This is a genomic window from Aequorivita viscosa (assembly GCF_900106795.1).
In the GTDB taxonomy this organism is placed as follows: domain Bacteria; phylum Bacteroidota; class Bacteroidia; order Flavobacteriales; family Flavobacteriaceae; genus Aequorivita; species Aequorivita viscosa.
The window spans coordinates 1-19270 of sequence record NZ_FNNS01000009.1 but is presented as its reverse complement, the minus strand read 5'-3'; the positions used below and the strand labels follow the sequence as shown (position 1 = coordinate 19270).

Here is a 19270-nt window from a genome sequence, read left to right as displayed (position 1 = left end):
CAGTAAAATTATAAAGGGCGTAAATATACTGGATATTCTCAAGTTATTTTAGGAAAAGTTTCAGTTGAAACTATTAAAAGGGAATGAAACCTTTATACCCATAAAATTACTGATTTGGCCTGCGCTACTCTATCACGTGCTGCGAATAATTTCGCCATTTTTCTAGGCAAGCTTCAATATCTTCCGGTATCGATGATTCAAAGCGCATAAACTCTTCTGTTATTGGATGGAGAAAACCTAATGTACGTGCATGCAAGGCCTGACGAGGAAGAATTTTAAAACAGTTATCTACAAACTGCTTGTATTTTGAGAATGTAGTTCCTTTTAAAATTTTTTCGCCACCATAACGCTCATCGTTAAAAAGAGTGTGGCCAATATATTTCATATGAACCCGAATTTGGTGGGTACGACCTGTTTCTAATCGGCAGGAAACGAGGGTTACATAACCAAATCTTTCCAATACTTTATAATGGGTAACGGCAGGTTTTCCTTTTTCGTCAACATCGTTTTCATACACGGTATTCTGCAATCTATTTTTGGGGTGTCGACCAATATTACCTTCAATAGTTCCTTCATCTTCTTCTACATTTCCCCAAACCAAAGCAACATATTCCCGCTCTGTGCTTTTATCAAAAAACTGTTTGGCAAGATGGGTCATCGCTTCTTCCGTTTTCGCAACTACTAGAAGTCCGCTGGTATCTTTGTCAATTCTATGAACAAGTCCCGGACGGTTGCTACTATTGTTCGGTAGATTGTCAAAATGATAGGTAAGCGCATTTATCAATGTACCGCTATAGTTTCCATGTCCAGGATGCACGACCATTCCTGCAGCTTTATTAACTACAAGTACTGCGTCGTCTTCATATACAATGTCTAAAGGGATGTTTTCAGGAACTAAAAGAAATTCATAAGGAGGATGTTCGAAAAGAACAGTAACCACATCGTTTCCTTTCACTTTATAGCTCGATTTCACTGGAACTCCGTTTACGTGAATGTTCCCAGCTTCGGCAGCTTTTTGTATTTTATTTCGAGTAGCCTTTTCAATCAGGTTCATCAGGTATTTGTCTACCCTTAACGCTCCCTGACCTTTGTCTGCTGTAAAACGATAATGCTCATAAAGGTCGTCATTTCCTCCAGTATCGTCAATTTCTTCTTCGTTAGAATTCATCATTTTCGTCTACATTTTCAACCGGTAGCGGATCATTTATAGCGTCTTCATCAGTTTTAAGTTTGTTAAGAGATTGGTCTCCTACAATTAGATCGATGACAGATTTTTTTCCTAAGGGTGTTCCTGGCTCCAATTTTTCACCGTTGTAGCGCATTTCTAAAACGTTATCGCTAATATGGGGACGATGACTTATTTTTCCAATTACAAAGCCCATTGCTAAAAGAGTTGGTTCAGCTTGTCTGCGCGTACGCCCAAGAATATTGGGAACATCTACTTTACTATAACCCGAAGGATTCAGCGTGAGATACAACCTTCTGTTTTCCTTTACAAATTTGCCCGGTTTTGGAATTTGATCAATCACCGAATATTTTGGATAGTCTGGATTATAGTTTGCAGAATCTAAAATTTCATAACGCAGATCCATCTCATCCAATGTTTGCTCTACTTTGTCTAACGACATTTTAGCCAAGTCGGGAACTTGGATTTTTTCATTGTGATTAGTCGTAAAGCGCAACCACCAAAGCGTTAGGAACCCCAAAACCAATATAACTACAAAAGCCAGAAGCACTTGCTTTAGAAATGTTTTGGTGAACACAAATCGGAAAAATGTCATATGTTTCTTTGTTAAGCCACTAAAATAGAAAAACCAAAGGTAATATCTTTTGATGAAATCGAAATCGAATCTGAAATAGAATTTGATTTCACTTATGTCTGCTCAATTTCTATTAATTCCCTTATCTTTCCTTCTGTTGAATAATTGAAAAATACGTTCAGAACGTCTTTAAAGTATTAGCAAAATGATAAAATTGTCTTTCATAGTAACGTTATCTGTCTTGATTTTGTTTTCGTGTAATGAAAAGAAAGTGGATAAAAAACCCGAATTAGTGTTGATTAACCAAACTTCCAAAATAGCTAAGAACGAAAAAAGTTTTAAAAGCTATTTCAAAATTGATAGCCTATTAAACAAAAGCGATGCTGATTTCACTTTAACCATTTCGAACAATCAAAAAAGTGAAACACTCCCTGTGCTATGCAACTGCGAAAAAAACAAAAAAGATAACACCATAAAAATTCAAATTACCTCTGGAATTCCTACAAAAACAGAGTTAAACAGCGGACAAAAAGGAAACAGGATTCTAATGAATTTAGGAAAACCAGGTTCAGTTAAAGGTCAGATGAAAACACTAACATTTCACATAAAAGACAGTTTAATTGAAAAAATAGACCTTATTTCAAAATCGACCGACAATGATTACGGAGGATTAGGCTACAATCATTTTGAGGTTTCAAAATATGAAGTCAATATTTCAAAAATGAACTACGCCATTGCCTCAAACATTTTTGGAAATTACAAACTTATACTCCCACAACAATATGGATATTTCGAAAACGACACTATTCTAAAAGGAACATTTGTATGCAATAACTGGCGAATTAACACCCTAGACGATTTAAAATCGTTAGACTTAAATAAATGGAATGCTCAAAAACAAAGCGAAATGGGTTTCCAAGTGAATCAATAGCAAACATGGAACCTAAACATTTAGTCTTCCAATTAACCGAAAGCTTTCTTCCCTCAACCCGCCATATTCTCCCACTCTAAAAATCAAAATTAAATGATAAAAGCAAAACTCAGCCTTAAATATTTGGCTGAATTTTGCTTTTTTTTATTTATCGATAATAAAGGAATTATAAGCTACAAGGTTCTCAACTCTAAACTCATAGCTTGAAAACAGTCTTTTATCTTCTTCCGCCACCTCTTTTAGCTTGACCTTTAGAAGAAGTGCCTCCTCTATCTCCTGAATTCCGTCCACGACTTTGGCGTCTGGCTTTCTCCTTTTTCTTTTCTGCCTCGGCAGCTTTTACCTCTGCCATGGTTTCAGTTGGTTGAAAGTCGGAAAGAATTTTAGGTTGCAGACGTTCGCCAATAAGTTTTTCGATATCTTTTAAATACCCAACTTCATCTAGGCTCACTAACGAAAGTGCTTCACCACTCGCTCCTGCCCTTCCGGTGCGACCAATTCGATGTACGTAATCTTCAGAAATATTTGGCAATTCAAAATTGATAACGTGTGGTAATAAAGGAATATCAAGACCACGTGCTGCAATATCAGTCGCAACTAACACGCGTACTTTTCCTTCCTTAAATCCAGAGAGTGCTCTGGTTCTTGCGCCTTGACTTTTATTTCCGTGAATTGCCGCCGAAGTAATTTTTGCTTTTTCAAGCTTTTCGCTCAATCGGTTCGCACCGTGTTTGGTTCTAGTAAAAACTAAGACTTGTTGCCAATTTCCTTCAGAAATAAGTTTTATAATTAAATCTGTTTTTTGGGCTTTGTCAACTCGGTAAACAGTTTGGTGTATTTTTTCAACCGTAGTGTTTTCTGGAGTGGCTTCTACCAAAACAGGATGGTGAAGAAACTCATTCGCCAGTTTTTTAATTTCCTTTGAAAAAGTTGCAGAAAACAAAAGGTTCTGTCTTTTGCTAGGGAGTAGCGCAAGCACTTTTTTAATATCGCGAAGAAAGCCCATATCGAGCATTCTATCGGCTTCATCCAAAACTAAAATTTCAACTTTAGAAAGTGAAAGCGCACCTTGGTTTTCCAGATCTAATAATCGTCCAGGAGTTGCAACCAAAATATCTACTCCGTTTCGCAATGCATTAATTTGCGGATTTGCTCCTACTCCACCAAAAATAACGGTCGAACGCAGATCAGTAAATTCACTGTATTCCTTAAACTCGTCTTGCACTTGCGCAGCGAGTTCACGGGTTGGTGTTAATATTAATGCTCTAACAGGCCTTCTTCTTAAAGGTGGCTCATTGTTTAAAATTTGTAGTATTGGCAAAGCAAAACCAGCAGTTTTCCCACTACCCGTTTGTGCGGATGCGAGTACATCTTTCTGTTCTAAAATTAAAGGAATTGCTTTTTGTTGAATTACCGATGGCGTTTCATATCCTTTTTTGCTAATAGCTTTCAGCAGGGCATCAGACAGCCCAAGAGATTTAAATGACATTTTTTAGATATTAGATTTTAGACATGAGACTTAAGACTGAATGACCTAAGACCAGTGACCAAAAAAATTGAATATTTATTATTTGATTATTTGAGACCGCTGCGCTTGGAGATAGTATATCGCGGCGCTTTTAGAATTCGGTCTTTTTTAAGAACCCTTAAAACTAAGAAGACGGTTTTAATAAGGCGCGAAGTTACGACTTATTTTCTGCGTGAACGTTTTTTATTATTATATTGGTGTGATATTGTTGTAAAACACAATATTTGAAACCATTTATAAAAGAACTATGCTTGGAGGCTTTGGGAGTATAAATCATATGATTGTTACACTCCGTAACAACAAAAAATTAATGCCTAATAGAAGAAGTTACTTTAAACCCAGCAGCTATCAAGTCATTAAAGCCGAGTACAACAAAGCAGCTGGAGCCACTTTCAATTTTAAAAAAGCTACACCCGCACAATTAAAGAAGATACGCGCATGTATCATCCAAAAAAGAAAAAGAGAAGCCCGCAATTTCGTAATCATTATTTGTGTTGCTATCCCGCTTATTGGTTTCGGAATATTTAAGACATTTCAAAGTTTTAGTTTTAGTACTCAGAAAACGGATGAACAGAGCATCAAAGCAAAAAATGAAGAACAATATATGTTTTACATAAAAGATGGAGACAGTTGGCTATTAAAACAACATTACTTTAACGCTGTTTTTCAATATAAAAAAGCGCTTCAACTTTTTCCGAGCGACTTTGAAGCAAATTACCGATTGGCGTTGGCTTACAGTTATAGGTGCCAGTACGACTTTGAAGATTGTGGCATTGGAATGAAATTGACTCAAAAGCTAGAAGATCAATTTCCAAGTAATCAAAATATCAAAAAAATCAAGTCGGTTTTTGTGCATTGGGGTGAGTAACATTTCCAAAAACATATTTCAAAAGATGCTCTTGTTTTCTCACTGAAATTTATTTAGAAACCAATTTTAAAATAATTAAATTACTCGCTTTAATTATTTAAAAAAGTCCTATGAAATTGCATTACCTCTTGTCTCTTCTAGTTTTCTTTGCTTTTACTTCAATACTTTCTTCTCAAGAAGTATATTTTCAAATAGACCCAACCTTAACGCCAGACGGGGAAACCATCGTTTTTAGCTACGATGGCGATTTATGGAAAGTACCGTCAAGCGGTGGTGATGCTTTTAGGCTCACGGCTATGGAAGGGGAAGAAACGCTTCCTCACATTTCGCCAGATGGAAAATGGATAGCTTTTAGTGCCACACAATATGGCAATAAAGATGTTTATGTAATGCCTATAAATGGCGGTGAGGTTAAACAAATTACATTTCATGAAGCCGCAGATGATGTAGATTGCTGGTCGTGGGATTCAAAAGAAATCTATTTCACCTCATCGCGATACAATCGCTATAGCGGTTATAAAGTTCCAGTTTCTAGAGGCACACCAAATCGCTTGTTTGAAAATTATTTCAACAATGTTCACAACGTTGTTTCCCACCCTAAAACAAATGAAATTTTTTTTAATGAAAGTTGGGAAAGTAAAAACTTCGCAAGTCGAAAACGCTACAAAGGCGCCTACAATCCCGATATTAAATCGTACAATCCACAAACAAAGGAATTTAAAGAATACACCGATTACAACGGAAAAGATATGTGGACAACCATAGATGAAAATGGTGTTATCTATTTTGTTTCAGACGAAATTAATGGCGAATATAACCTGTATACCTTTAAAGGAAACATCAAAACAGCTCTGACCAATTTTGAAACTTCAATTGGTTGGCCTCAAGTTAGCGCAAATGGAAATAAGGTGGTTTTTACAAAAGACTATCAAATTCATTTATATGATGTTGTTTCAAATAAAACTCAAAAAATCAAAGTTCAGTTAAACACAAACAACACTCTTTCTAAAGAGCAAGATTTTAAAACGCAAGGCAAAATAAGTACAATGTCCATAGCTCCCGATAATAAGAAAATGGCGTTTATATCGCGCGGTGAATTGTTTGTTTCAGACATAAAAGGAAAGTTTATTAAAAAAATAATCACCAACCCAAATGAACGCGTTAAAGAGGTAAAATGGCTTAAAGACAATCGCACATTATTATACAATCAAACGGCTTCTGGCTACACCAATCTGTTTATAATTCCTGCCGACGGTACCGGAAAAGAAAAAAGAATTACAAACGAGAAAAAGAATAATGCAAACATTGTTTTGGATAACAAAATGGAAAATGCAGCATATATAAGTGGCCGTGATGAATTGAAGTTTTTAGATTTAAAAACATTAAAAAGTAAGACTTTGGTAACCGATGAGTTTTGGGCCCTTCGACCACCCGAGCCTCAATTTTCACCAGACGATTCCTATATTTTATACAGTGCCTTCCGCAATTTTGAACTCGATATTTTTACCTACCATATCCCTTCAAAACAAATTATAAACCTAACAAATACAGGTGTTTCTGAAAGCAATCCAACGTGGTCTCCAGACGGAAAATACATTTATTTCCAATCTAACTTAACGCAGCCATCGTTCCCAAGAGGAAATGCAGACACACATATTTACCGAATGGCTTTAGATATCTATGACAATCCATTTAAATCTGAAAAATTTAAAGATCTTTTTAAAGAAGACGAGCAAAAGGATAAGGATAAATCCAAAAAGAAAAAGAAAGCCGAAAAAGAAACCGACAGCATTAAAAAACCTATTTCAATTACTATAAATAAAGAAGGTTTGATGGATCGTTTAGACCGAATTAGCCCTGCTTTTGGCTCTCAGGGCAAGGCGTTTATCATTTCAACAGATGAAGATACTTATGTTTACTATTACTCAAATCATGCTGAAGGAAAAACAAACTTATGGCGAACAATTAGTAAACCATTTGAAGACAACAAAACCGAAAAAGTGGATGACATTGTTGTTAGAAGAGGTCAATTAGAAACTGCAAAAGATGATAATTATGCTTTATTAAATGGCTCCATTTATACGCTGAACCTAAAAAACAATAAACTTGAAAAAATTGAAACAGAAGCTACTTTTCGTAAAAATTTAGAAACTGAATTTCAACAGATGTTTTTTGAAGCTTGGGCAGGTTTTGAAGCTAATTATTACGACGATAACTTCCACGGCGAAGACTGGCAACAGCTTAGGGATAAGTACGCACGGTTTTTACCACATATTACAAAACGATCGCAGTTAAGTATGTTATTTAACGATATGCTTGGCGAATTAAACACATCGCATGTTGGCTTCTATACCTCTGGAAAAGAAGATGAGACCTATTACGGTAGCGCTACTTCAGAAACGGGAATTATATTTTCACAAGACAACCCATACAAGGTAGCGCATATTGTAAGTAAAAGCCCTGCAAATATTACGGGAAAAAATATTAAACCTGGTGACATTTTAATCGCAGTAAACGGAATTGAAGTAGACACGAACAAAAACAGAGAAGCCTATTTCTCTGCACCTTCACGATATGATGAATTACAATTAACATTTAAAAGAAACGGGAATAATATTATAGTAAACCTACATCCTATAACCTCACGAAAGCTCAAAGATTTACTGTATGATGAATGGGTAGCAGAAAATCAGAAGTATGTGGATGAAAAAAGTAACGATAAAATTGCATATATCCATATGAAGAATATGGGTGGAGGCGAACTCGATAACTTTATGAAAGAGATGGTTTCCGAAGCTCATAGAAAAGAAGCATTAATATTGGATTTACGAAATAACACAGGTGGAAATGTGCACGACGCGGTTTTACAATTTTTGTCACAAAAACCTTATGCACAATGGAAATATAGGAATGGCAAACTGGCAACGCAGCCCAATTTTACCCCTGCAGCAAAACCAATAATGCTACTCATTAATGAACAATCATTAAGTGATGCCGAAGTAACAGCCGCTGGTTTTAAAGCGTTAGGCCTGGGAACGATTATAGGAACCGAGACATATCGTTGGATAATTTTCACCTCGAGTGCTAACCTTGTAGATGGCTCGGCTTATCGCTTGCCGTCTTGGGGCTGTTACACACTGGATGGAGATAATTTAGAACATACTGGTGTGCAACCAGACATCTACGTGAATGAAGGTTTTAAAGATAGGCTCGAAGGCAATCAACCGCAATTAGACAAGGCTATTTCAGAAATTTTAAAAGAATTAAAACCGTAATGGTGGATTAATATTTTGAAAAATTGAATTCCATATCCTGTACCTAACGGCACAAAAATTAATGAAATTGGAAATTTTGGCTACCAATGGTGTGTCCCTAACGGGACAAAAAAAGAATGGAAATTGTATCTTTAAAGGAGAGCTAAAAACCCCCAATATGTCCCGCTAGGAACCACCTATCGGAAAAAAATTAATTGAAACCAGCGTGCCGTTAGGTACGCCATATAAATGAAAAAAGGATGGAAAATGAAATTAATCACGTTCTGTCTAACGAGACAAAAAAAACAATAAAAATTGTATTTTTAAGGAGAGCCAAAACCCCCAATATGTCCCGCTAGGGCCACCTATCGGTAGAAAAAATTAATTGCAACCAGCGTGCCGTTAGGTACGCCATATAAAATGGGGAGGTTATACCCTATATCTAACGAAGCAGAAATCAGCCCTGTCAACATTTTAGCTGCCAATATTTGTCCTTAACGCAACAAACACAAACCCTCACCCTTCTTACTAACAGATAGATACACACAAAATGGAAAATCTTAAAATGCCTACAAAAATTTTGAAGGGTTATTTTCTACATTACGTACATTTGTAATCTCAAAATCATCTACACAAAAACTATGAATATAGAACAAATTTTCAAAAACAACGAGGTCTGGGTAAATGATAAATTAGGAATTGACCCTGAATATTTTAAAAACCTAGCTAATGGCCAAAACCCAGATATTCTGTATATCGGTTGTAGCGATAGTCGAGTTACTGCAGAAGAAGTTATGGGTGTAAAGCCCGGAGACGTATTTGTAATGAGAAACATTTCTAATATGGTTTCAAATCTAGATCTAAGCGCGATGAGTGTTATAGATTATGCAGTAGGTGTCCTTAAAGTAAAAAACATCGTTATTTGCGGTCACTATGGTTGTGGGGGTGTAAAAGCTGCTATGCAATCTAAGGATTTAGGAATTTTAAACCCTTGGTTGCGAAACATTAGAGATGTATATCGTTTGCACCGTAACGAACTTAACGCTATTTCGTGCGAGGAAGAAAAGTATAGAAGACTTGTAGAACTAAACGTTCAAGAACAATGTGTGAATGTTATTAAAACGGCAGATGTCCAAATTGCTGTTCGCCAAGGAAGGCTAGCCGTTCACGGGTGGGTTATGGATATTGGAACAGGAAAATTAATCGACTTAAATATAGATTTCGAGAAAGTCCTAGAAGGAATTATGGAAATTTATCATTTAGATAAAGAAGATATTCTACGAAAATAAAGCAAATCAAAATTTGCACCCAAAGGTTCAGAGACGCAAAGAAAAAAAGCCACTCCTTTCTAGCATTTATATTCTGAACTGAGTAAAAGGAGATTAATAACCGGGAAATCCAACAAGTTATCGGGCAGGTGCACCTAGAAAAACTTTGCGGCTTAGCGCCTTTGCGAGAGAAACCTTCACGCAAAGTTTCAAAGAACACCTACATCCGCTCCGGAACCTCAATCCCTAATAACGCGAAAGCACTTTTTATAACTTCCGCTACAGCATTTGACAACTTAACGCGAAACATTTTTTCAGTTTCATCCTGAGTAGCTAGAATAGGCACATTTTGATAAAAACTATTAAATTCTTTTACCAAATCATACGTATAATTTGCAATTAACGCGGGACTGTAATTTTCAGCTGCCAATTGAATGGTTTCAGGATATTGTTGGATAATCTTGATTAGCTCCTTTTCCTTTGGGTGCATATTTATTTCAGCCACACTCAATGTTTGGTCGTCGAATACTTGGACTGCCCTCTGTAGGGACGCTGTTGAGGCAGCTTTTCGTAATATAGACTGAATTCGTGCATAGGTATATTGAATAAACGGCCCAGTATTACCTTGAAAATCTACGCTTTCTTCAGGATTAAAAAGAATTCGTTTTTTAGGATCTACTTTAAGGATATAATATTTTAAAGCCCCTAACCCAATCATTTTATAAAGTTCGCTTTTTTCATCTTCGGAAAAAGCATCAATTTTACCAAGTTCTTCAGAAATCGCCTTTGCCGTGGCGGTCATTTGTGCAATTAAATCATCTGCATCGACAACGGTACCTTCACGACTTTTCATTTTACCTGAAGGAAGATCGACCATTCCGTAACTCAAATGAAATAGGTTATCAGCCCATTTATAGCCCAATTTTTTAAGAATCAAAAACAGGACTTTAAAATGATAATCTTGTTCGTTCCCCACGGTATAAATCATTCCTCCAACGTCGGGATGATCTTTTACGCGCTGTACAGCAGTACCTAAATCTTGTGTCATATAAACGGCGGTGCCATCGCTTCTTAAAACGAGTTTTTCGTCAAGGCCATCTTCGGTTAAATCGCACCAAACGGAACCATCGTCTTTCATAAAGAAAACATCATTCTTGATACCTTCTTCTATAATATCTTTTCCTAATAAATAGGTGTCGCTTTCGTAGTAATAGAAATCAAAATCGACTCCGATGGATTTATATGTTTCTTCAAAACCCTTATAAACCCAACCATTCATTTTGTTCCAAAGTGCTACAACCTCTTCATCCCCAGCTTCCCATTTACGAAGCATATCTTGAGCCTCAAGTATTAATGGGGCTTGCGCTTTTGCTTCTTCTTCGGTTTTACCTTCAGCTTTTAAAGATTCTATTTCCTTTTTATATTCTTGATCGAATTTTACGTAATAATTTCCAACAAGCTTATCGCCTTTTAGAAGATTGGATTCGGGAGTTTCGCCATTTCCAAACTTTTTCCAGGCAAGCATACTTTTACAAATATGAATTCCACGATCGTTGATTATTTGTGTTTTGTACACATTTTTTCCCGCAGCCTTTTCAATTTCAGAAACTGAATAGCCAAGCAAAACATTTCGAACGTGACCTAAATGAAGTGGTTTGTTAGTATTAGGTGAAGAATATTCAACCATTAAAGCTTCTTTTCCCTGCGGCACTTTTCCATAGGAAGAAAAATCTTCTATAGAATTAAAGAAATCTAAAAAATACGAATCGCTCAACACAATATTCAAAAAGCCTTGAACTACATTGAATTTTTCAACTTCAGAAACATTTTCTACCAAATAGCTTCCGATAGCTTCTCCTATCTGAACTGGATTTCCTTTTATCACCCGAAGCATCGGAAAAACAACAGCCGTAATATCACCTTCAAAATCTTTTCGGGTAGCTTGAAGTTCTACGGTTTCAAGAGTTGCGCCATAAATTTGTTTTACTGCGTCTTTAATTCGGTTTTCTAATGTTTGTTGAAGAGTCATTTCTTGTTCTAAATTATGAATCATGCTTCTTAAATCCAAAATGACAGAAACCTGATTATTTGGGCACAAATATACGGGTTTATAAAGAAAATAATCCCGACTAAAACGCAATTCGGTTAGATATATTGAAGTATAATTTTTCAATTTAAACTTAACATTTCGGTAAAATTCAAATCAAAAAAGCGCACGTCCTTTACAAAAAAACTATGGACATTTTTTTATATGTATTTGCTTCACTTTTTTCAGTGATTAACCCTTTAGGAACCGTGCCGGTATTTGTTGGTCTAACAAGTGAAGAAAGCCCAGAAGAGCGCAACAAAACTTCGCTATTAACCACGATTAATGTAATTGTAATTTTACTTATTTCGTTTTTTGCAGGTACTTATTTACTATCTTTTTTCGGGATAAGCTTAGACTCGCTTCGTATTGCTGGCGGAATGATAATTGTAACCTCGGGATTTGCACTTTTAACCGGAACTTTTTCAAAACACAAAGGGATGAAAAACAAGCGGGTTAAAAAGGACTTAAACAATCGAGAAAAATTTTCGCTTACACCCCTGGCCATCCCAATGCTCGCAGGCCCAGGCTCTATTTCGCTTCTAATAACTTTTAATCAAGAATATCAGAAACTAAGCGCAGTAATTATGGTAATGTTGGCCGTTATAACGGTTGGATTGGCTACGTTCATCATTTTACGAAGTTCACACTACATCAGTAAGATTCTTGGGGATTCGGGGATTAACGCAATTTCTCGTATCGTTGGGTTTATTGTAATTTCAATAGGAATAGAATATATCAGCACAGCTGTTATTTCAATTCTAAAAACCATAAACGGTTAAAAACTAACCTCTTTGCTTGATAAGCACACCTGCAATTAAGGCAAAAACGCCAATTCCTATCATTCCTAATGTTTGATTTGTAAGTCCTTCCTTCGCGTTTACTTCTAGCGGTCCAATATCCAAAACTGCCTGAGGAACAAAAGCTTTGTATAGACCTGCGAGGATTAAAACAACGCCTGCAACCATAAGAACTAATTTTAAAACTTTCATCTGTGCTAAATATTTAAGGTGTTAAACGTACTTTAATTGGCCAAGGGGAAAAATATAAAGATAGCCTATTCGAAATCAAAAAAGCTTAGAACTTAACGGCTTTTTAACCTCTGTTTAAATTTATTGATTTATCTTTAAACAAATTTTACTACTTGAAAATACTACTTACAGGGGCCAACGGCTATATAGGCATGAGATTATTGCCCGAACTACTTGAAAATGGGCATCACGTAATTTGTGCTGTACGCGATAAAAACAGACTACCACTAGACCCAGAAACCACTAAAAGAGTTTCGGTTATTGAAGTTGATTTTGCTGAAGAAGTAAATCTCGATTCGTTCCCAAAAGATATCGATGCTGCCTATTACCTCATTCATTCTATGAGCAGCTCTACAACCGATTTTGATGAAATGGAAGCGCGTTCTGCCGAAAATTTCAATAAATACATAGCAAAAACCTCGGTAAAACAAGTTATTTATTTAAGCGGGATTGTAAATGAGCAAGAATTATCCAAACACCTGTCGTCCCGAAAAAAAGTAGAAGATATTTTATATCAAGGGAGTTACCACCTTACTGTGTTACGCGCCGGAATTGTAGTTGGAAGCGGAAGTTCTTCATTTGAAATAATACGGGACCTTTGCGAAAAACTTCCTATTATGATTGCCCCGAAATGGTTGGAAACTAAAACCCAACCTATTGCCGTGCGTGATGTTATTGCTTTTCTGTATGGCGTATTAGACAATGAAAAATGTTTTGACCAATCTTTTGACATTGGTGGGCCCGATGTTTTAACATATAAAGAAATGCTTCTAAAGTATTCCAAAATACGGGGTTTAAAGTTGTGGATAATTCCTGTTCCTGTTATGTCGCCACGGTTATCATCATACTGGTTGTATTTTGTAACGTCTACATCGTACAAACTAGCTGTAAATTTAGTGGACAGTATGAAAATGGAAGTTGTAGCTACAGACAATAATCTTCAAAAAATATTGAACATTCAACCTATTACTTATGAAAAAGCAATTGAAAGGGCGTTTGTGAAAATTGAACAAAATCTTGTAATTTCCAGTTGGAAGGATTCGTTAGCAGCTGGAAGAATAACAAATTTGAAAGAATACATCCAAGTTCCCACTTTTGGTTGTTTAAAGGATAGAAAAGTCCTGGAAGTTAAAAACCCTGAAGCCGCCCTAGATAACATTTGGTCTATTGGAGGTGAAAACGGCTGGTATTACGGCAACAGATTGTGGCAAATTCGAGGGTTTATGGACAAAATGGTTGGCGGGGTTGGACTGCGGCGGGGTCGTACCGATCCCAAAAAGATTCACACGGGCGATGCTTTGGATTTTTGGCGCGTGCTTTATGCCGATAGAGAGAATAAACGATTATTGCTATTTGCTGAAATGAAACTACCTGGAGAAGCGTGGTTAGAATTCTGTATTAACGACAAAAACGAATTAATTCAAACAGCAACTTTTAGACCCAAGGGAATTTGGGGCAGACTGTATTGGTATGCAATGCTGCCCTTTCATCACTTCATTTTTAACGGAATGATTCGGAATATAAGTAAGGTTAAAGAGACTTCTTAAAACTACTCCTTCGGAAGAAATACCTCAGCCATCATACAACGGGCACTTCCACCACCACAGGTTTCAATAGTTGTTAAATCGCTGCTTAGAATTTCGCAATGCTTTTCAATTTCTGAAATCTGTTCTTGGGTCAAACTCTTATGAGCGGCAGTACTCATTACCAAGTATTTTTTATCCTTTCCTTGCACCTGAAGCATGTTTCCTGCAAATTGATGCATTTGACTTTCAGAAATGGCAATTACTTTTTTGCCATCTTCCTTTAAATGGTGCAGTACATTTTTCTTTTCCTTTGCATCATCGATAGTATCTAGGCAAATTACACAGAATTCTTCCGCAAGGCACATCATCACATTTGTATGGTAAATTGGCACGCGTTTGCCATCTACAGTCTGATTTGCAACAAAAATAACAGGTAGATAGTCAAAATCTTCGCAAAACTCAATCAACAATTCTTCGTGAGCGCGAGGTGAAAGCGCACAGTAGGCCTTTTTATTTACGCGATCCAATAATAGGTTTCCAGTACCTTCTAGAAATATCCCTTCATCTTCAGCAGAAGTATAATCGTAAATATTATTGATAATAAAACCTTCGCTTTCCAGGCGTAGCAACACCTCTTCACGTCGTTCTCTTCTTCTATTTTCAGCAAACATTGGATACAGCCCTATATCTCCATTTTGATGAAAACTTATCCAGTTATTCGGGAAAATAGAATCTGGAGTATCCATTTTTATATCATCATTTTCCACGATAACATGTACGCCCACGGCACGCAGTTTATCTACAAAAGTGTCAAACTCTGCTTGCGCTTTTTTATTGATTTCGGCATTTTTAATATCCAAGTCTTCCTGAAAAAAATTGTTTACCGCAGTTTGCTCGTTCATTCGAAATGCCACCGGACGAATCATTACGATTGTATCTGTAATTTGTTTTGCCAATTTGAAAAATTTTAGGCTGCAAATTTAAGCCATTTTATTGGAGAAAAAACAGATTGGGAAAGGAATATATGCCCACTCAAAAACTAGTGAATTTCTCAGAAAAATATATCCAATCTACCATAAAAACCAAACTACAAGAGTTGATTTTTTAACCAAAAACCGTGTTTTTTACTTAATTTTTTCGTGCCTCAGCACATTAAATCCTAACAACGCACCCTTGTTAACCTAAACAAATACAAGGCCTAACAAATTGTAACGCTTTTGTAACGGTCTATTTTTGTTGTAAACCCGATATTATTTCACTTTTACGCAAGAAATATAAAGAAGTAAATGAATCACAGAAATTTGATTAACGCTGTTTTATACTTAACATAATAAATAATAAACACTTTAATAAATACACAAAAGCAATTTATTGATTAAAATAATTGAATTTATTTCAGCTATTTTAATGTTTTATTAGTTTTTAGGAATATATTTGTCAAATTAAACTTAACCCACAAAAATTATGAAAAACTTTACACGCTTCCTCAGTGTAATTTGTACAATCTTAGCATTTACAAGTATTACAAATGCGCAAATAACCTCTGCGCAGTTGGCAAAAAACGCGAGCATGCATACAGAAACGCAAACCGCTTCGACACAAGAAAAAAGAAAGAGCTCACGCAACCACCACAGAGCAATAGTGCCACAATATATTGGTTCGTTTAACACCAATGATGGCCCGAATTGGAATGACGCCCCACCAACACTCAGTGCTATTGAAGCTGCGGCACTTATTTTTGGAGGGAGCGCTACAGACTACGTTATCTCTACAAACCCGAATACCACCGACCCAGCAACGATAACCCACACCGCTTGGGCTACTAAATACGGGATTGCAAGTTGTCATGAAGTAGCTGAAGACTATTTTCTCGATCAAGGAACACCAGGGTATAATACAAACGGTGATACATCGGCATATGTAGATGACAACTGCCTCACAGGAAACACAAATTACGTATGGTCAGTTCGCGACCCATCTACATTTATAACAACTTGGGAAACCACAGCAGCAGGTGAAAGCATTACCATCCCAACAGCAGCAGGGTCTGTTTACAGCTACGATGTAGATTGGGAAAATGACGGAACTTGGGAAACTGGCTTCACAGGAGATGCTACCCACACCTATGCTACTGCAGGTACTTATATGGTTACTATTCGCGGCACCTTTCCGCGTATCTATTTTAACAATACTGGCGATAAAGACAAAATTAAATCTATTAACCAATGGGGAAGCAGCATTAACTGGGAATCTATGGAAAATGCATTTTATGGCTGCTCCAACCTTGTTTACAGCTCTAGCGATACACCCAACCTTTCCATGGTTACAAGTTTGGCGAATATGTTTAACCAAGCCACTTTGTTTGATGCCGACATAAGCGCTTGGGATGTTAGCAACGTGACAGATATGACAGATATGCTTGGAGGCATCACACTCCACACTTTCTACTACGATTCACTACTAACAGCCTGGAGCAACTTAACGCTTCAAAATAACGTGAATTTTGATGCTGGTAGTAGTCAATATTGCAATAGTGAAACAGCACGAGACAATATAATTAACACTTACGGATGGACAATTTCAGACGGTGGTAAACTCTGCGTTATACCGGACGAGTTTATTACAACTTGGCAAACTACTGTGCCAAACGAGTCAATCACCATTCCAATATCATTTATTTCATCATACAATTATGATGTAGATTGGGAAGGATTGGGATTCTATGAAACTGGCTTTACAAACAGCGCCACTCATACATATGCAAATCCAGGTATCCACACAGTTGTAATTCGAGGAACTTTCCCACGAATCTACTTCAACAACTCTGGCGACAAAGACAAAATAATGACTATTGAAAAATGGGGGCCTAATGCTTGGGAATCTATGGAAAATGCTTTTTATGGCTGTTCCAATTTAACATACAACGCCACAGATGCTCCAAACCTTACAAATGCGAGTAATATGACTAACATGTTCAGTGGCGCTACTTTATTCAATGGCGACTTAAGCTCTTGGAATGTAGCCAATATAGACAACATGACTAACCTCTTTAACAATGCAACGCTATTTAACGGAGACATTAGCACTTGGGATGTTAGTAACGTAACAGGAATGTCACAAACGTTTGCTTATGCAGCTGCATTTAATAAAGATATTGGCAGTTGGGATGTAAGTAGTGTTATAGATATGAATGATATGTTTTTTAATGCAAGTTCCTTTAACCAAGACATTGGTGACTGGAACATATACAACGTATCGACCATGGACAATATGATAGACGGTTCTGCTATTTCAAGCGTTAATTACGATCGTCTGCTCCTAGGATGGAGTTCCAAGACACTACAAAATGGAGTGACTTTTAATGCTGGCACTATTGAATATTGCACTAGCCAAGCTGCTCGAGACAATATTATAAACACCTATGGATGGTCAATAACCGATGGAGGACAAAACTGCGCCACATGTACAGACATTACGGAATACACCACCGGAAGCTGGAGCAATGGCCTACCAGATAATACTAAAATAGCTATTTTAATCGATGATTATAACACAACAGATGGAAACATAAACGCTTGCGGAATCTTGATAAGACCAGGAGCAACACTAACTGTTAGCGACGGAACTTTCATCAATGCTGAAAACAATCTCATAATCGACGGGAATTTAATATTTGAGAGTAGCGCAACTGGAAACGGAGAACTGGCATCTATGGGACCATCAGGTGCTATTTATGGAGACGCAACCGTTCAACGCTATATGAAAAACAAACGCTCCTACAGAATGGTGAGCAGTGCTGTTACTACTTCAACTTCTGTCCACGACAACTGGCAAGAAGGGGCTACGAGCAATACCAATAATCCTAATCCAGGTTTTGGTACGCACATTACAGGAAGTACTACAGACCAAATGAATGGTTTTGATGGTACTATTACCGGAAACCCTTCTATGTTTACTGTGAATGTGGGTACGCAAATGTTTGAAGCAGTTACCAATACCGATGTAAACACATTGACTGCTGGTGAACCGTACTTATTGTTTGTACGTGGCGATAGAAGTGTTGATTTAACCAACGACCTTGCCGCTGGTGAAACTGTGCTTCGTGCTACTGGTTCATTGGTTACAGGAACTCAAACTCAAAACTATGCCACTTCAAATGCAGGGGATGTTTTAATGTTCGGTAACCCTTATCAAAGTGCGGTAGATGTTAATGCAGTTTTCGCAGCTTCCACCAACCTGAATACTGGATATTATTATGTTTATGATTCAGAGCTTGGAGCCCACGGAGCCTATGTTACCGTAAACCTTCCCGGTGGATCCAACACTTCTGGGTCAGACGCAAATCAATTCCTGCAGCCCGGTCAGGGTGCACAAGCGGCTGCCTTAGCTGCGGGTGCAACTTCGGTTGTGTTTAATGAGGCTAGCAAGGCACCGGGCAATTTCACGCCAACAAACCGTCCAGTGTCAGCTAATGATATGTTGACCGTTCAGCTATTCACTACTGAAAACTTCAACAATGGAGGCCCCGTACACGATAGCTTCGGAATTATATTTGCTGAAGGAAATGACAACGGATTAACCCCTGCCGATGCAGTGAAGCCTATGAACTTCTACGAAAATCTAGGAAGGGACCTAAACGGAACCTACTTAAGCATCGAGCAAAGGGCGTTGCCACAAGCTGCTGAGGTGTACCCAATGTACTCAATAGGTTATACTAAATCTGATTACACTTTGAAGGTTATTGTTGAAGGTTTGGAAGCTAATTTCTTGTACTTAGATGATCACTTCACTGGTACAAGTATGTTGTTAGAAGCTGGAGAAAACTCGTACAGCTTTAGGGTTGACCCTAACGATGCGTTGAGCATTGCAACCGACCGTTTCTCAATTAGAACAGCGCAACGTTTAGGAGTTGATGACAACAGTTTATTGGTTGGCATCAGATTGTTCCCGAACCCATTGAATGGAGATACATTCTACATCAATGCACCAAAACTAAACGGGGAGCAATTATCTGTTAG

The 19270-nt window shown here is 37.2% G+C and carries 13 protein-coding genes; 7 read left to right on the top strand and 6 right to left on the bottom strand.

Features of this window, described 5'->3' with window-relative positions; all coding sequences use genetic code 11:
* Positions 1-124: 124 nt before the first annotated feature.
* Together BLW28_RS06790 and BLW28_RS06785 are read right to left on the bottom strand one after the other, a co-directional pair.
* Entirely contained in the window at positions 125-1171 is a 1047-nt protein-coding gene (locus BLW28_RS06790) for an RluA family pseudouridine synthase (protein WP_073217073.1), read from the bottom strand.
* Entirely contained in the window at positions 1158-1781 is a 624-nt protein-coding gene (locus tag BLW28_RS06785; RefSeq protein ID WP_073217076.1) for a PASTA domain-containing protein, read from the bottom strand. Before BLW28_RS06785 ends, BLW28_RS06790 begins: the two co-directional genes overlap by 14 nt.
* Positions 1782-1974: 193 nt before the next feature.
* Between BLW28_RS06785 and BLW28_RS06780 the strand changes: the two genes are divergently transcribed.
* A complete protein-coding gene (locus BLW28_RS06780) occupies positions 1975-2691 on the top strand; it encodes a hypothetical protein (RefSeq protein ID WP_143036851.1) in 717 nt (238 codons plus the stop codon).
* A gap of 217 nt (positions 2692-2908) precedes the next feature.
* Here the strand turns inward: BLW28_RS06780 and BLW28_RS06775 are convergent, their stop codons facing one another.
* Positions 2909-4180, bottom strand: coding sequence for a DEAD/DEAH box helicase (locus BLW28_RS06775; protein ID WP_073217082.1), 1272 nt, complete (start codon positions 4178-4180; stop codon positions 2909-2911).
* A gap of 316 nt (positions 4181-4496) precedes the next feature.
* Between BLW28_RS06775 and BLW28_RS06770 the strand changes: the two genes are divergently transcribed.
* From BLW28_RS06770 to BLW28_RS06760, 3 genes are all read left to right on the top strand, one after another.
* A complete protein-coding gene (locus tag BLW28_RS06770; protein WP_159431751.1) occupies positions 4497-5087 on the top strand; it encodes a tetratricopeptide repeat protein in 591 nt (196 codons plus the stop codon).
* A 110-nt stretch (positions 5088-5197) separates the two neighbouring features.
* Positions 5198-8362, top strand: a complete 3165-nt coding sequence (locus tag BLW28_RS06765) for a S41 family peptidase (RefSeq protein ID WP_073217089.1) — start codon at positions 5198-5200, stop codon at positions 8360-8362.
* A 620-nt stretch (positions 8363-8982) separates the two neighbouring features.
* Positions 8983-9630, top strand: coding sequence for a carbonic anhydrase (locus BLW28_RS06760; protein ID WP_073217092.1), 648 nt, complete (start codon positions 8983-8985; stop codon positions 9628-9630).
* 199 nt (positions 9631-9829) lie between these two features.
* Here BLW28_RS06760 and argS read toward each other — a convergent pair whose 3' ends face one another.
* Positions 9830-11638 carry an arginine--tRNA ligase gene (gene argS, locus BLW28_RS06755; protein ID WP_073217129.1) on the bottom strand — a complete coding sequence of 603 codons (1809 nt, stop codon included), beginning with the start codon at positions 11636-11638 and terminating at the stop codon, positions 9830-9832.
* A gap of 206 nt (positions 11639-11844) precedes the next feature.
* Between argS and BLW28_RS06750 the strand changes: the two genes are divergently transcribed.
* Entirely contained in the window at positions 11845-12477 is a 633-nt protein-coding gene (locus tag BLW28_RS06750; RefSeq protein ID WP_073217096.1) for a MarC family NAAT transporter, read from the top strand.
* Positions 12478-12480: 3 nt separating this feature from the next.
* On the opposite strand, the gene BLW28_RS06745 is transcribed toward BLW28_RS06750, so the two are convergent.
* Entirely contained in the window at positions 12481-12687 is a 207-nt protein-coding gene (locus BLW28_RS06745; protein ID WP_073217099.1) for a hypothetical protein, read from the bottom strand.
* 152 nt (positions 12688-12839) lie between these two features.
* Here BLW28_RS06745 and BLW28_RS06740 point away from each other — a divergent pair, with 152 nt between their 5' ends.
* A complete protein-coding gene (locus tag BLW28_RS06740) occupies positions 12840-14273 on the top strand; it encodes an SDR family oxidoreductase (protein ID WP_073217102.1) in 1434 nt (477 codons plus the stop codon).
* A gap of 2 nt (positions 14274-14275) precedes the next feature.
* Here BLW28_RS06740 and ctlX read toward each other — a convergent pair whose 3' ends face one another.
* Positions 14276-15178 carry a citrulline utilization hydrolase CtlX gene (gene ctlX / locus BLW28_RS06735; RefSeq protein ID WP_073217132.1) on the bottom strand — a complete coding sequence of 301 codons (903 nt, stop codon included), beginning with the start codon at positions 15176-15178 and terminating at the stop codon, positions 14276-14278.
* A 538-nt stretch (positions 15179-15716) separates the two neighbouring features.
* On the opposite strand from ctlX, the gene BLW28_RS06730 reads away from it, so the two are divergent.
* Positions 15717-19270: BspA family leucine-rich repeat surface protein (locus BLW28_RS06730; RefSeq protein WP_143036849.1), on the top strand; the 3554-nt coding region annotated here is incomplete at its 3' end.